Source organism: Thermotoga maritima MSB8, from assembly GCF_000008545.1.
Classification (GTDB): domain Bacteria; phylum Thermotogota; class Thermotogae; order Thermotogales; family Thermotogaceae; genus Thermotoga; species Thermotoga maritima.
This window is the reverse complement of record NC_000853.1, coordinates 1147996-1162468: the sequence shown is the minus strand read 5'-3', so window position 1 is coordinate 1162468 and position 14473 is coordinate 1147996. Positions and strand designations below refer to the sequence as shown.

Sequence of the window (14473 nt, the reverse complement as noted above, 5' to 3'; positions counted from 1 at the left end):
AAGAGCGGGACACGCCCGCTCACAGTAATTTTTCGAGATTCTTCTTCACTTCGTCTATGAACTCTTCGAGAGTGACATACTTGTCGATCGGTGGTTCTGTGAAAGGCTGAAGGTCCTTTGTGATCACACCGGATTCTATGGTGTTTATCACAGCCTTCTCCAGTTTGTCTGCGAATTCACACACCTCCGGTGTTCCGTCGAGTTCTCCCCTTTTCCTTATAGCACCTGTCCACGCGAAGATCGATGCGGTTGGATTCGTCGAGGTCTTTTCTCCCTTCAAATATCTGTAGTAGTGTCTTCTCACCGTGCCGTGGGCTGCCTCGAACTCGTAGACCCCATCGGGAGAGACAAGAACCGACGTCATGAGGCCGAGACTGCCGAATCCTGAGGCGATCATATCGGACATGATATCCCCTTCGTAGTTCATACAGGCCCAGAGCATGCCGCCCTCACTTCTCAAAATCTGCGCAGCCGCATCATCTATGAGCATGTATCTGTAGTTCACTCCAGCTTTTTCGAGTTCTTCTTTTCTTTTGTCGACCTCTTCCTGGAATATGTCTTTGAAGTACGCATGGTACACCTTGGAGATCGTGTCTTTCGTCGCAAACCAGATGTCGACCTTTTCAGAGATAGCGTAGTTTATACACGACTGAGCGAAGCTTCTGATCGATTTCTCCAGGTTGTGCATTGCCATGACAACACCGTTTCCTTCGAATTTGTGTACGAGGAGTGTTTTGTTTTCTTTGTTTCTCACCACAAGTTCCACTTCTGCTGGGCCTTCTACTTTTGCTTCCACAGCGTTGTATATGTCACCGTAGGCGTGTCTTCCTATGATGATCGGTTTCTTCCAGCGCTTCACAAGCGGTGGCACGTTCTTCACCATGATGGGCTTTCTGAAAACCGTTCCATCGAGATACGCTCTGATGGTGGCATTTGGACTCTTCCAGGCTTTCTTCAGGTTGTATTCCTTCACTCTTTCCGCATCCGGGGTGATCGTTGCGCACTTGACACCGACACCGTACTTTTTGATGGCCTTTGCCGCTTCGATCGTGATCTGATCGTCTGTTTCGTCTCTCTTCTTTATTCCGAGATCGAAGTAAACCAGCTGGATGTCGAGATAGGGAAGGATGAGTTTTTCTTTGATCATCTTCCACATCACGCGTGCCATCTCGTCACCGTCAAGCTCAACAATAGGATTTTTGACTTTGACTTTCTCCATCCTTTGTACCTCCTTTTCTGTGATGGCTGCTATTACTAATGATATCATCCCCTTTCGTTCCCCAGTTGTAAAGTTTCCTTATCTCGTCTATTGTTTGCACGAAAGCTTTGACAACGAAGGGAGAATAGAATCTTCCCGAAAGATCTTTAATCTCTCTGATGGCTTCATCAAAACTTTTTCTGATCTTGTAAGGCCTGTGAGACACCATAGCATCAAAACTGTCAGCTACTGCAGCTATCTGTGCGGAAAGGGGTATTTCATCTCCTTTTAGTCCGTGTGGGTATCCCTTTCCGTTGTATTTTTCATGGTGAAACAGGGCTACTTCAGCGGCAAGCGATAAAACGGGATTTTTTGAGGTTTTGAGCAGCTCGTATCCGAATATCGTGTGAAGTTTCATTATTTCGTATTCATCGCTGGTGAGCTTGCCTCTTTTCAGCAGGATCGATTCTGGGATGAACACTTTTCCTATGTCGTGGAAAGGAGCGGCCTTTTCTATCAATTCCACAAATTCTGAGGAACAGCCCATCGCCTCCGCTACAAGAGCGCTTATCCTTCCAACCCTCAAAGTGTGCTCATGAGTCTCGTAATCTTTGAGCTCTATGACGCGCAGCAGAAGTGTGTACAGTTCTTCAAGGAGTTCTCTGTTTTCTCTTCTCAGTTTGTCCCTCTCACGTATGTAACTTTCTTCTCTTCTCACATACTCTACTATTTCTTTCTGCTGTGATTTTATGATGTTCATCCAGCTTTCCTCCCTCGTTCTCTTATGAGAAGTTTTCGTTTCATAGAATTTTCTTGTACGAAACATGTGTTCAATCACGCTAACGAGCTCAGAGGGATTGATGGGGCGGAAAATCAAGTCGTCAACACCTGCATCTTCTAGTGCTTCGAACCAATCTTCATTGTGCGGAACGGCCACAAGAACAAACCTGTCTGTTTTCCGCCTGACACTTTTTATTTTTTCCACTATTTCATCCGTCACAGTGTTCAGTACAAGGAAAACTCCATCCACATCCTGAAGCTTTCCGTTTATGTCTCCGTGTTCACACTCTACAATTTCCACACCAATCTGCGTCAAGAGAGGTTTTATCCATTCCACGCTACTGTCTTCTGTGTAGAGAAGCAGCCTCACAGAACCACCTCTTTATATCTTGAAGAATTCGATCCTCCTCTGAAGTTCCTGTGCAAGTTCAGCAAGGCTCTGGGCAGAAGCAGAGAGTTCTTCAAGGGCAGCGTTGGCTTCCTGGAGAGCACTGTTGGCACTGCTTGTGTTCTCTCTTGTTTTGTTGAGAAGTTCGGTGAGTCTAGTAACTCCTGCGGAAAGTTCTTCAAGGCTTGCACTCTGTTCCTGGGTGCTCGCAGCGACACTTTCCACCCTACTCTGAACATCTTCCATGGCGATTCTGATGCTCTCGAACACGTCTTTTATACTTTCTACAAGCGATGCTGTTTCTTCAATAGCGCTGGCTGTGCTTTCTACAATCTTGGAAGAATTGTTAATTTCATCTCTGAGTTTTCCAAGTATTTCTCCTATCTGCTGGGTTGCCGCTTTACTCTCTTCAGCGAGTTTTCTTATTTCATCTGCGACGACCGCAAAGCCCCTTCCCGCTTCTCCCGCTCTTGCTGCTTCTATCGCCGCGTTCAGCGCGAGCAGATTTGTCTGCTCTGCTATGGAATTGATCGTGTCCACGATGCTGTTTATGTTCTCTGCCATAGACAGGAGCCTGTTGAGGGCTTGTTTTGTGTTCTCGCTCATCTCTCTTGTGCTGTGAGCCTTTTCTGTGATTTCTCTTATTCTCTCCGTGCTTTTTTCTACCTGTTCATGCACCCTCTGAGTAGACTCAAGCATGGCCTGGGCAGATTTGGAATTGCTGTCTGCTGTGGAAGAGAGTTCTTCTATACTCGCAGTGAACTCTTCGAGTGTTGCAGAGTTCTCGTCTGCTTCTTTGTTCAATGACACCAACGCTTCTGATATGCTGTTCACGTTGGCAGAGAGTTCTTCAGAAGTCGCAGAGAGCTCTTCGCTGGACGAACTCACCTCGCTCGAAGCTTTGTTTATTCCTGTGATGATGTCAAGAAGGATTTCTCTCAGCTTTTCAACGGCCATAGCTGCTTTTCCTATCTCGTCCTTGCTACGGATTTTTTCTATCTCCACATTCAGTACACCGTGGCTGAGGTTTTCGACGAGGACGGCGAGCTTTTTCAGAGGAGTCGTGAGATTCCGTGTAGTGAAGATGGCGATGAACATGGCTGCGGCACATACCACAACGAGGAAGAAGATTATGTTCCTTTTGATGTTCTTCGTCATGGAAACGTTTTCAACACCGAGATTCTGAACTAGTTTCCTCAAAGGATTCCTGATCTCTGCTTGCAACTCCACGAAACGGTCATAGATGGACTGATCCACACCGTCTACTATCAGTGAATCTGTTATCCGTATCATCTCTTCAAGATGAGCTATCGACTCCTGGAGAAGTTTCAGGTTCTCTCCAGAGAAATCACTCTGATACGCTTTAATATCATCAAGGCTTGTTCGAAGTCCCTCCACAGAAGATGAAAGAAGCGATTTATCCTTGTTCTGAACCGCTACGAGTACTCCTGCCTGGTTTATCGCCAGTTCCACGATGGCTCTGTTGATGTTTGCAGTGTCGGCGACTATCTTCTCAAGAGAAAGAATGTTGTAGAACGTCAGTAGGCCGAACAGCACGAGTCCTGCGCATACGAGTCCAAAACCTAGGAGTAGTTTCGATGCAACCGATTTCATAGTTTCAACACCCCCACCACACTATGATCTTATTAGTATTATAATTCTATTATAATTCATACATCATTATACATCGTCGTTATAATATCCGTAACATCATCGTTATTATATAGTTTACAATAATTTACAATTTATTGACCTTGAGATCGTGATGGTACAATTACACATGGGAAATGTGCTTGTTTTACTTTGTTTATTACTACGTCGCCAGAGAGGTGAGAATATGAAATTAGAATCTTTAGAGGATCTAGTGCGGGTTCTGTACGCTTCAGGTTACAGTCAGAGAAAACTGGCTAAAATTCTTAAGGTAACTCCAAGAACCGTGAATCTGTGGTTTCAGGGGAAAAGCGTTCCTTCTCCGGAGAATCTGGTGAAACTCGCCAAGGTATTGAACGTTGATCCCTTGGAACTGTCGAGACTCTTCTTAAGTATGAAAAAGTAAACTAGGGTTTTATCTTACCAGCATGGGAGGTGAAAACATGGAAGCAATCCAAGTAGCCAGTGTCAAAGATAATTTCGTGAAAACACTGGAGAAGATCAGAAAAAAGCACGGAGTAGATATCATTGCCCTGTTTGCGATCAGGCAGAGCTTGGCGATTCATGTGATCAACTCGGCCGACAATCCCGTTTCTTTCAGCGCAGGAACAATTTTCAATCTTACTTTAACTCCCCTGGTTGAGGAATTTCTGTTCAATGTGAAAACTTTCGAGAATCATCCACAGAAAACTCGTTTCGCTCTTGTGGAGAATGTTCAATGGGAGCTCTACATTCCCGTTGTTTTCAAAGAATTTCCCACAGGGTTTGTGTACGTTGCCTCGAAGAAAAAGAGGGATGCAGAGAAAACAGAGGGAATAATTAGGGATCTTCAAGATTTTTTGAAAGCACACGGACTCGAATACTACTTCCTGGAGTACTCTGTCGTCCTGGATCAGCTTTTAACCACCGTGGCGATACTGATAGACAGACTGTTTTCCAGAGTCAGCCGCTACACGCTGAACCACATATACAACGTGGCTTTCTGGGCGGAAGAAATCGGAAAGATAGTGGGTCTGGATGAAAAAAGACTTGCGAAGCTGTATCTGGCGGGTCTTCTTCATGACATAGGTAAAGTGTATATAGATGAGCGCATCTTGAACAAAGAAGGAAGATTAACACTCCAGGAGTACCAGGAGATGAAAAAACACGTGGATTACAGCTATAACATGGTAAAAGACCTGATGATCTGGGATATTGAGGACGATGTGGCTCTCTGGGTGGTTCAACACCACGAGAAATTCGACGGGAGCGGGTATCCGTTCGGATTGAAGGAAGAAGAGATAACGCCCGAAGGAAGGATACTCAAGATAGCGGATACTCTGGATGCGATGCTCTCTCCCAGATCGTATAGAAATCCGTTTCCTTTGGATGATGTGATCAAAGAAATCGAGAGACTTAGAGGAAAAGATTTCGACCCCTTGCTCGCGGATCTAACTGTTGATCTATTGAGGGAGAAAAAAGAGAGTTTAGGTCTTTTCGAAGGAAGGATACTTCCTGCTACACTGATCGCAGGTGAAGGGATACATGAAGGTATTCTGCGAAAAAACGATGGATATCATGTTTTTATTTCTGATTACGTTTGAATTTAACGAGGAAAGAGGGACACTTTTTGTGTCCAGATACAATTCTTTGCACAAACTCGATGTGAAGTTATTTCCACTGGATCATGACAAAGCAAGGTTGGAAATCGTAGAAGTACCAATCACAACACAGCAGAAGTGGTGGAATCCTACCATAGGAATTCTCGAATTAAAGGGAAGGAAAAGAAATATCATCATATCGAATACATCGAACGAAGAAATTGTCTTTATTCTCTCGGGAGTTAGGGACATGGAAGTAGATAGAAGAGAAATCTCCAGAATAGAGACCCCCGAAGGTTCGTACGAAGGATTCATCACTGGTAAAATCAGGATAGCGGGCGTCCCACATTTTGTCTTCAAAATCGAAGAAAGGAGGGATAGATAGTATGAGTTTAAAAGGAAAAACACTTCTAGTATCGACTATAACATTAGCTGCAGTAGTTCTTGTAGCCCTCCTGGGGGGTAGTGTCTTCTTGAAAGCTGGTCAGAACGTGAGAAAAGCGTTTGAAGAGTACGAACTCGCAGTGGAAGCCCTGGATAAACTGGGTGAACTTGAAACCAAAGTTGCTCTGTTTGTAAACAACGCGGCGAAAATAGAGGAGGTATCATCGCTCTTCAATGAATTGAAGAAAGTAGCCGATAAGATACCTTCTTTGAAGGAGCATATGGACGCTCTGGAGCGAAACATTTCAGAGATAATTTCCGGAAAAACGGAAGTGGTTTCTCGCATTCAAAGTTCTGTGGATCAGGTGAAGGAAGATATCATGGCGAATCTGGACAGAACCAGAGAAAACCTTGACAAAGAGATTTCGTACAGTTCTGAGCTCATCAGAAACGTTCTTTTCATTGTTCTTCCAATCGTAGCGGTGGCAAGTGGAGTATTTCTGTTCGTCATGATATCTCGTAGTCTGAGACTCTTGAAACCTGTTATGGAAGCGTCAAGATCTTTGAGGAACAACGATCTCACAATTAACATACAGGAAGCGAAAGGAAAAGACGAGATAAGCACTCTCTTAAATGAATTCAAAGCTTCCATAGAATATCTGAGAAACAATCTCAAAGATGTACAGACAGAGACATTCTCAGTTGCCGAGAGTATCGAGGAGATCTCCAAGGCAAACGAAGAGATCACAAACCAGCTTCTTGGAATTTCAAAGGAAATGGACAACATTTCCACGAGGATAGAGTCCATTTCTGCCTCGGTTCAGGAAACCACAGCGGGATCCGAAGAGATCAGCAGTGCCACTAAAAACATAGCAGACAGCGCCCAGCAGGCAGCAAGTTTCGCCGACCAAAGTACACAACTAGCGAAAGAAGCTGGAGATGCTTTGAAGAAAGTCATAGAAGTCACTCGAATGATATCGAACAGTGCCAAAGACGTGGAAAGGGTTGTGGAGAGTTTCCAGAAGGGAGCCGAAGAGATCACAAGCTTTGTTGAAACCATCAATGCAATAGCAGAGCAGACGAACTTGCTCGCGTTGAACGCGGCGATAGAAGCGGCAAGAGCGGGAGAAGCGGGAAGGGGCTTTGCGGTCGTCGCAGATGAAATAAGAAAACTCGCTGAAGAAAGTCAGCAGGCTTCAGAGAACGTCAGAAGAGTTGTCAACGAGATCAGAAGCATAGCCGAAGATGCAGGAAAGGTGTCTTCTGAAATCACAGCGCGTGTCGAAGAGGGTACAAAACTGGCTGACGAAGCTGATGAAAAACTGAACTCCATTGTAGGAGCTGTGGAGAGAATAAACGAGATGCTTCAGAATATAGCAGCGGCGATAGAAGAACAGACAGCAGCTGTGGACGAGATCACAACCGCTATGACAGAAAACGCGAAAAACGCAGAAGAAATTACAAACAGTGTCAAGGAAGTGAACGCAAGGCTTCAGGAAATCAGTGCCTCGACAGAAGAAGTTACGAGCAGAGTACAGACCATCAGGGAAAATGTACAGATGCTCAAAGAAATCGTCGCAAGATACAAAATATGAGGGTGCTTCCGCACCCTCTTTCATTTAGCGAGCAGAACCCGGAGAGCGCCTTTTTCCTGAAGGGTCTTTGCAACATCTGGTGAATCCGTCACGTATATCCTGTCTCTTCTCACTTCGTTCGGTACGGTATCCACTTTCACGGCGTTTTCGTCTTTTTCCAGAACAAAATCTGCGTCTTCTTTGAAAATTTCGATGATCAACGGTTCGCCCACGAACGGATCGTCTTTCTTCAGGTAGGTCTGGAAGTCTTCTTTCAACTCCTGAGCAACGTATTTCAGAATCTTTATGAAGTTGTCTTTGTCCACATAGCCAGGAAGGTATCCCAGACCTTCTTTTCCCTTAAAAAAGAAAAACGTAGGCGTTCCTCTCACACCGAATCCAGCGAAGAGATCTCTGTAGCTAACCGATTCCTCTCCCAGAACTTCCTTCGCAAAGAGTGTGGTTTTTTCATCTGTGGCGTACAGCTCAACGAAGACGAAGTTTGGAATCAGAATTTCCTGGAAATCTTCTTTCGGGAATACTTCTTTTTTGAACAGATTACAGTAGTAACAGGTTGGACTCGAGAACATCATGATCAGCTTTCTCTGGGTGATGTTCGCGAGTCTGTAGGCGTCATCTAAAGTGAGGGCCAATGAGAACACACTCAAAGCCAAAATTGTGATGATTAAGAACCTTTTCACAGTACCATCCTCCCATCAGTATGTGATGAATCTTCCCGTGAGAATGAGCACTCCAACGAGAATGAGTGAGAGAGAACCCACTATTTTGAGAACGTTCATCCACACAGGCTTTTTGAAGCTGACGCGGTTCAAAAGCTTGTTGACGAATCCTCCCATCAGGATGAACGGAATCGAAATACCCAGAGAGTAGAGGAAAAGAAGTACTCCCCCCTTCACCGGTTCTCTTCCACTCGCCACTATCGCGAGGATACTTCCCAGTATGGGACTCGAGCAGGGAATCCACACGAGCCCCACACTACCACCGAGTAAGAAACCGTTCAGGAATCCTTCCCCTTTGTAGCGCCACACGTTGGGATTCTTTTTCATCTTCACAAGTTCAACATCGAACAGGTAAAACAGCCCAAAGACTACGAGAGCAAGCCCGGAAATCCACGTGAGTATGTAAGTAGGAATGAAATTTCCAAACAGTCCAAAAAGGACTCCTATGACTGAAAAGAGAGAAGATATTCCCACGAAAAAACCTATGACCTTCAGGAAATCTCCTTTCGAGGCAAAGAGCACGCCAAGAAAAGCGGGGATCAGGGGCAGAACACATGGGCTGAAAAATGCGAGGAGGCCGTATCCAAGAGCCATCCAGTAACTCACTTCTGCAACGGCGAAACTCATGTTCTCTCTCCTCTTCATTTTTTCTACTGAAAAAGTCCAAAATAATTATAACACAGAAACACCCCCTCACAACGAGGGGGCTAACGATTCAGTTTGAATGGTAGTACAGAAGCTTCACATCGATTTCATCGAGGGATTTCACGAACTTTTCATGGTCGATGTTTTCCACCCTGAGTGTGGCAAGGTAAGAATCCTTCCCTTCTTCGAAAAGTGTTGCGATGGAGATGATGTTCCCGCCTGCTTCGTAGATTCTCTTTGCCACTTCGAGAAGTTCACCCGGTTTGTCTGGCATTTCCATCGTGTACCTTATGGTTCCTTCCCTCTTGGTTCCGAATATCTCCACGAAGACTTTGAAGATATCAGTCTGTGTGATGATTCCAACAAGACGTCCCGCGTCGTCAACTACAGGGAGCCCACTTATATCCTTCTCCTCCATTATCCTTGCCGCATCTTCTATCGGTGTGTTTTCGTTCACTGTGACGACATCTTTTGTCATGATCTCCTCGATTTTGAGTTTGGAAAGAAGGTAGTGGAGTTCCCAGATGTTGAGTGTCGTGGCTTTGGAGGGAGATGCGTAGAGAAGGTCCTTTTCTGTCACGATACCGACGATCTTTTCATTCTTCATCACTATGAGGCGTTTGATTTTGTTCTGTTTCATGAGTTTGAGGGCCTCAGAAAAAGAGGTCTCTGGAGCGATGGTGATGGGATTTCTCGTCATGAAATCCTTGACAAGCATGTTTTCCCCCCTTTATGCAACACCGAGATAGGCCTTTCTGACCATTTCGTTGTCCAGAAGTTCGCTGGCTTTTCCTTCGAGAACGATCTGTCCAGTCTCGAGGACGTAACCGTAGTGGGCAACCTTCAAAGCACCGAGGGCGTTCTGTTCCACCAGGAGAATGGTGGTTCCCTCCTGGTTGATCTTCTGGATGACCTCGAAAACTTCGGAGACCAGGATGGGAGCAAGACCCAGAGAAGGTTCGTCCATCATCAGAAGCTTTGGTCTGCTCATCAGAGCTCTTCCGATTGCGAGCATCTGCTGTTCTCCACCGGAAAGAGTTCCTCCCAGCTGTTTTAGTCTCTCTTTCAACCTCGGGAAAAGCGAGAAGATCCATTCCAGGTCACGTTTTATTCCTTCTTTGTCCTTCCGGTTGTACGCTCCCATCATGAGATTCTCATAGACGGTGAGCTCTGGAAAGATTCTCCTTCCTTCGGGAACCAGAGCTATTCCCATTCTGTTTATCACGTGGGCTGGCTTGTTTGTTATGTCCTGGCCGTTGAAGATGATCTTTCCCTTCTGCGCTCTTACGAGTCCTGCTATCGCGGAGAGCGTTGTGGTTTTTCCCGCACCGTTTGCTCCGATCAGCGTTACGATCTGACCTCTCGGGACTTTCAGGTCTATTCCCTTGATGGCGTGGATCGCACCGTAGTAAACGTGGAGAGACTGGACTTCAAGGACGATGTCAGACACTCTCCCACTCCCTTCCGAGGTACGCCTCTATCACGCGCGGATCGTTCTGAATTTCCTTCGGCGTTCCTTCCGCTATGATTCTGCCGTAGTCCATCACTATGATTCTCTCACAAATTCCCATGACCACTTTCATATCGTGCTCTATGAGAAGCACCGTCAGGTTGAAGTCCTTTCTGATCTGTTTTATGAACTCCATGAGGTCCTCTGTTTCCTTCGGGTTCATACCTGCGGCGGGTTCGTCCAGCAAGATCAGTTTCGGTTCCGTTGCGAGAGCTCTGGCTATCTCCAGCTTTCTCTGCTCTCCATACGGAAGCGAGGAAGCCTTCTCGTACATCACCTTTTCGAGTCCTACCCTCTTGATGAGGTCTTTGGCTCTTTCCACCATTTCTTTTTCTTTCTTCAAGTATCCGATTTTCGTGACAGCCCTCCAGAACCAGAAACGTCCGTGGCCCTTTCTCGGTTTTCCGTGCTTCACAAGAATTCTATCTGCATCGGGATTGGAGAGAACGTGGTGCTGAGCCACAAGAACGTTCTCGAGAACGGTCATGTCAGAAAAGAGCCTGATGTTCTGGAAAGTCCTTGCGATTCCAAGGTGTGTGATCTGGTACGGTCTCAACCCCGTGATATCTATATCGTTGAACACGATTCTTCCCTTCGTAGGGGTGTATATACCCGTTATCACGTTGAATACAGTTGTCTTTCCCGCACCATTTGGTCCTATGAGACCGACGAGTTCTCCCTCTCTGATTTCGTTCGTGAAATCGTCCACCGCTACGAGTCCACCGAACTGCATCGTCACATGATCCAGAAGGAGGAGAGGTTTCTTGGAAAGATCCGTGACCGTCATTTCTCTTCACCACCCCTGCGACGAGCAAAGAGCCATCTGTAAAGGTTGTTCCAGGTGAGTTCTTCTCTTCCCATGATACCCCTCTGCCAGAAGATCATCACAAGGATGAAAATGGCGGATATCACGAGGATCCTCATTCCCTTTATACCGGGAACGTGTATGCCGAAGAACGTGAAAGGCTCTTCCAGATCCCTGAGCCACTCGAAGAGTATAGCGAAGAGAGCGGCTCCTATGAGCGAACCGGAAATACTGCCGAGTCCACCCAGAACTATCATGATGAGAACGTAGAAAGTGAGCATGGGACCGAGTGTGGTCGTTCTGGGATCTATCGTGGTGAGCCAGTGCGCGTAGAGCGAACCAGAAACACCCGCAAAGAAGGCTCCTATGACGAAAGAAAGAAGCTGATGTTTGAAAACATTTATTCCCATGGCTTCGGCTGCTATGCGGTCTTCTCTGATGGCCTTCAAAGCTCTTCCGTAGCTACTGTTCACAAGGCTTGCCATGAACAGAACCGTTACGAATAGCCAGCCGTAACACCACCAGATGTTTGAGTATTCCGGAATTCCCTTGAGACCGAGAGGGCCGTTTGTGATGCTGATGGCGTTGAGAGCGATGATCCTTATCACCTCTGCGAACCCAAGGGACGCTATCGCGAGGTAATCACCGGAAAGCCTCAAAACCGGCCACCCTATGAGAAAAGCGAAGACGGCTGCCAGAACACCGCCTGCCACTGTGGCGGTGAAGAAGTCGGTGTGCGCGTTCGCAAGCCAGGGAACGATCGGCTCTATTATAAAAGACATCGCTTTCTGCTCTGGTGAAAGTGTGAGAAGAGACGCCGTATAAGCACCTATCAAGATGAAACCGGCGTGTCCAAGAGAAAAGATACCCGTGATACCGTTTATCAGGTTCAAACTCACCGCCATGATACCGTATATGGCGATGAGCCTCACTACTCTCAGCTTGTAGCTGTCCATGTATCTATCAGCCAGATAGAGAAGAAGGGCCATGAAGATCAGGAAAACAACCGTGAGAATGAAGTTCGTTCGTGCAGATAGTTTCTTCTCCATCTTCATCACACCTTTTCCACGATTTTTTTACCGAGAAGTCCAGAAGGTTTCACGAGCAGTATGATGATCAGGATGATGAAAGCGAACGCATCCCGGTAACCCATAACAGCTGGGAAATAAGCTGCGAGGAATATCTCAATGAGACCGAGAAGAACGCCACCGAGAACAGCTCCGGGGATCGAACCTATTCCTCCAAACACCGCCGCAATGAAAGCCTTGAGACCTGGCATGAAACCCATGTAAGGATGTACGTTCGGAAATCTCATTGCCCACATGATCCCACTCGCAGCAGCGAGTGCCGAACCGAGGGCAAACGTGAAACCGATGACGGCGTCCACGTTGACACCCATGAGGGCAGTCGTTGGAATATCCATGGAAATCGCTCTCATAGCCATACCGATCTTCGTTCTATAAACGATGAAGAACAGGACTATCAGAATGACGGCGGTGATGAAGATCACGAGGAACGTGAGGAGTGGTATTCTGGCTCCCGCTACAGTCAGCACTTTGTTCAGTATGGTCCTGTCCTTGAAGACCTTCAGAAAAGACTTGGGAATGGCTCCAAAAACGACCACAGCGAGACTCTCAAGGAAGAAAGAAACTCCGATAGCGGTGATAAGAGCGGAAATCCTGGGAGCGTTTCTCAGAGGTTTGTAAGCAACTCTGTCTATGAGAAAACCCAATAGCGCTGCTCCGAGGATCGCTACGATGGCAGAAAAAAGTGGATTCAGAGAAAGAAGAGTAGCAGCGTAGAAGGCGAAGTAGACACCCATCATCATAACATCGCCATGGGCGAAATTGATGAGCCTCAGAATACCATAAACCATGGTGTAACCAATCGCTATGAGCGCGTACAAACCTCCGAGCATGATTCCGTTGAAGAGATTCTGGAGAAAGAATACCACTCTTTCACCTTCCTTTCTTCAATCAAAGAAAGCGAAGCCCCTGAGGGGCCTCGCTTTTGCTTGTTTCAATGGAAGTTTTTACTTGAGGTCATCAGGATTGATGACAGCCTCAAAGTCAACGGAACCGTTCTTCACTATGTTTACAACAACAGATTTGATAGCGTCTCCGTTCTCGTCGATGTTTATGATACCGCTGGCACCGTTGAAGTTTCTCGTTTTTCTGATCTCTTCAGCGATCTTTTCCCTGTCAAAGCTTCCTGCCCTTTCGATCGCGTCGAGAAGCACCATGTAAGCGTCGTATCCGAGAGCGTTGAGCGCAGCTGGTTCTTTTCCGTATTTCTCCTTGTACACTTCAACGAATTTCTTTGCAACAGGGTTGCTGGCTGCCTTCGGATGGTAGTGTGTGGTGAAGAGGAGGCCTTCCACTGCTTCTCCACCGATCTCTATGAGTTCCGGTGCGTCTGCACCGTCACCTGCCAGAATGTAACCGGTGAATCCAAGCTGTCTTGCTTGTCTGGAAATGAGGGCGATCTCCGGGTAGTACCCTGTTATGTAGATTGCATCCGGGTTGAACGACATCGCAACGGAAAGCTGTGCGGAAAAGTCCTGATCACCACTTCTGAAGAACACCCTCTTCACCTGTCCTCCGAGTTCAGTGAACTTGTTTATGAAGAAATTAGAGAGTCCGACACTGTAGTCCTGCTCGACATCTGTGAACACAACCACTCTTTTTGCACCCAGATTTTTGTAAGCGAATACTGCCATGGCTGCTCCCTGGAACGGGTCGATGAAACAAACCCTGGAGACGAACTTTCTTCCCTGTGTTACGAGTGGATTCGTGGAGGCAGGAGTCACCATAGGAACTTTGTTCTCTTCTGCAATAGGTGCTATGGCGAGAGAATGTGCACTGGCCACTTCACCGATTATTGCGAGGACCTTTTCTTTGTCAATGGCTCTTGCTGCTGCGTTCGCTGCTTCTGTTTTCTCACTTCTGGTGTCAAGGAGAACGAGTTCTACCTCTTCTCCCAGAACCGTAGGTTTCTCTTCGTGAGCGATCTGAATCCCTTCCCACACCATCCTTCCAAAAGCGGAAATGCCACCCGTCATTGGAAGAATCACAGCGATCTTAACAGCGGAGAAAAGACTCAAAACTGTCAATACAAGAAGAACGGTTACCAGTACCTTCCTCATATCTCTTCCCTCCCCTCATGAGAATGATTTTTATAAGTATTTTACAGGCTCACCACGAAACGGTCAAGAAATCC

15 protein-coding genes are annotated in these 14473 nt (G+C 46.5%); 4 read left to right on the top strand and 11 right to left on the bottom strand.

Annotated elements, in window-relative coordinates; all coding sequences use genetic code 11:
• Positions 1-19: 19 nt before the first annotated feature.
• From TM_RS05835 to TM_RS05825, 3 genes are read right to left on the bottom strand one after another with little or no spacing between them, the layout of a single operon-like run.
• Positions 20-1219 carry an NADP-dependent isocitrate dehydrogenase gene (locus tag TM_RS05835; protein ID WP_004080233.1) on the bottom strand — a complete coding sequence of 400 codons (1200 nt, stop codon included), beginning with the start codon at positions 1217-1219 and terminating at the stop codon, positions 20-22.
• Positions 1185-2348: a response regulator gene (locus TM_RS05830; RefSeq protein ID WP_004080234.1), complete on the bottom strand. Its 1164-nt coding sequence runs from the start codon at positions 2346-2348 to the stop codon at positions 1185-1187. Before TM_RS05830 ends, TM_RS05835 begins: the two co-directional genes overlap by 35 nt.
• A 12-nt stretch (positions 2349-2360) precedes the next feature.
• Positions 2361-3980 (bottom strand): methyl-accepting chemotaxis protein, encoded by a 1620-nt coding sequence (locus TM_RS05825; RefSeq protein WP_004080235.1) that lies wholly within the window; start codon positions 3978-3980, stop codon positions 2361-2363.
• Positions 3981-4131: 151 nt separating this feature from the next.
• Here TM_RS05825 and TM_RS05820 point away from each other — a divergent pair, with 151 nt between their 5' ends.
• The 4 genes from TM_RS05820 to TM_RS05805 are packed head-to-tail and all read left to right on the top strand — an operon-like array spanning position 4132 to position 7575.
• Positions 4132-4422 (top strand): helix-turn-helix domain-containing protein, encoded by a 291-nt coding sequence (locus TM_RS05820; RefSeq protein WP_407829906.1) that lies wholly within the window; start codon positions 4132-4134, stop codon positions 4420-4422.
• Between the two features lie 37 nt (positions 4423-4459).
• Complete coding sequence (locus TM_RS05815) at positions 4460-5599, top strand: HD-GYP domain-containing protein (protein ID WP_004080239.1); 1140 nt, start codon at positions 4460-4462, stop codon at positions 5597-5599.
• Positions 5600-5627: 28 nt separating this feature from the next.
• Positions 5628-5981 carry a hypothetical protein gene (locus TM_RS05810; protein ID WP_015646148.1) on the top strand — a complete coding sequence of 118 codons (354 nt, stop codon included), beginning with the start codon at positions 5628-5630 and terminating at the stop codon, positions 5979-5981.
• A 1-nt stretch (position 5982) separates the two neighbouring features.
• Complete coding sequence (locus TM_RS05805; protein ID WP_004080253.1) at positions 5983-7575, top strand: methyl-accepting chemotaxis protein; 1593 nt, start codon at positions 5983-5985, stop codon at positions 7573-7575.
• A gap of 20 nt (positions 7576-7595) precedes the next feature.
• On the opposite strand, the gene TM_RS05800 is transcribed toward TM_RS05805, so the two are convergent.
• From TM_RS05800 to TM_RS05765, 8 genes are all read right to left on the bottom strand, one after another.
• Entirely contained in the window at positions 7596-8255 is a 660-nt protein-coding gene (locus tag TM_RS05800) for a thioredoxin family protein (RefSeq protein WP_004080260.1), read from the bottom strand.
• Between the two features lie 15 nt (positions 8256-8270).
• Positions 8271-8921 (bottom strand): cytochrome c biogenesis CcdA family protein, encoded by a 651-nt coding sequence (locus TM_RS05795; RefSeq protein WP_004080262.1) that lies wholly within the window; start codon positions 8919-8921, stop codon positions 8271-8273.
• A gap of 88 nt (positions 8922-9009) precedes the next feature.
• Positions 9010-9657, bottom strand: a complete 648-nt coding sequence (locus TM_RS05790; protein WP_004080265.1) for a CBS and ACT domain-containing protein — start codon at positions 9655-9657, stop codon at positions 9010-9012.
• Between the two features lie 12 nt (positions 9658-9669).
• Positions 9670-10389, bottom strand: coding sequence for an ABC transporter ATP-binding protein (locus tag TM_RS05785; RefSeq protein WP_004080267.1), 720 nt, complete (start codon positions 10387-10389; stop codon positions 9670-9672).
• On the bottom strand, positions 10382-11236 hold the full coding sequence (locus tag TM_RS05780) for an ABC transporter ATP-binding protein (protein WP_004080269.1): 855 nt from the start codon (positions 11234-11236) through the stop codon (positions 10382-10384). Before TM_RS05780 ends, TM_RS05785 begins: the two co-directional genes overlap by 8 nt.
• Entirely contained in the window at positions 11233-12309 is a 1077-nt protein-coding gene (locus TM_RS05775) for a branched-chain amino acid ABC transporter permease (RefSeq protein WP_004080270.1), read from the bottom strand. The genes TM_RS05780 and TM_RS05775 overlap by 4 nt, the downstream gene beginning before the upstream one ends.
• Positions 12309-13208 carry a branched-chain amino acid ABC transporter permease gene (locus TM_RS05770; RefSeq protein ID WP_004080271.1) on the bottom strand — a complete coding sequence of 300 codons (900 nt, stop codon included), beginning with the start codon at positions 13206-13208 and terminating at the stop codon, positions 12309-12311. Before TM_RS05770 ends, TM_RS05775 begins: the two co-directional genes overlap by 1 nt.
• Positions 13209-13286: 78 nt before the next feature.
• Positions 13287-14399, bottom strand: a complete 1113-nt coding sequence (locus TM_RS05765) for an ABC transporter substrate-binding protein (protein WP_004080272.1) — start codon at positions 14397-14399, stop codon at positions 13287-13289.
• Positions 14400-14473 lie beyond the last annotated feature (74 nt).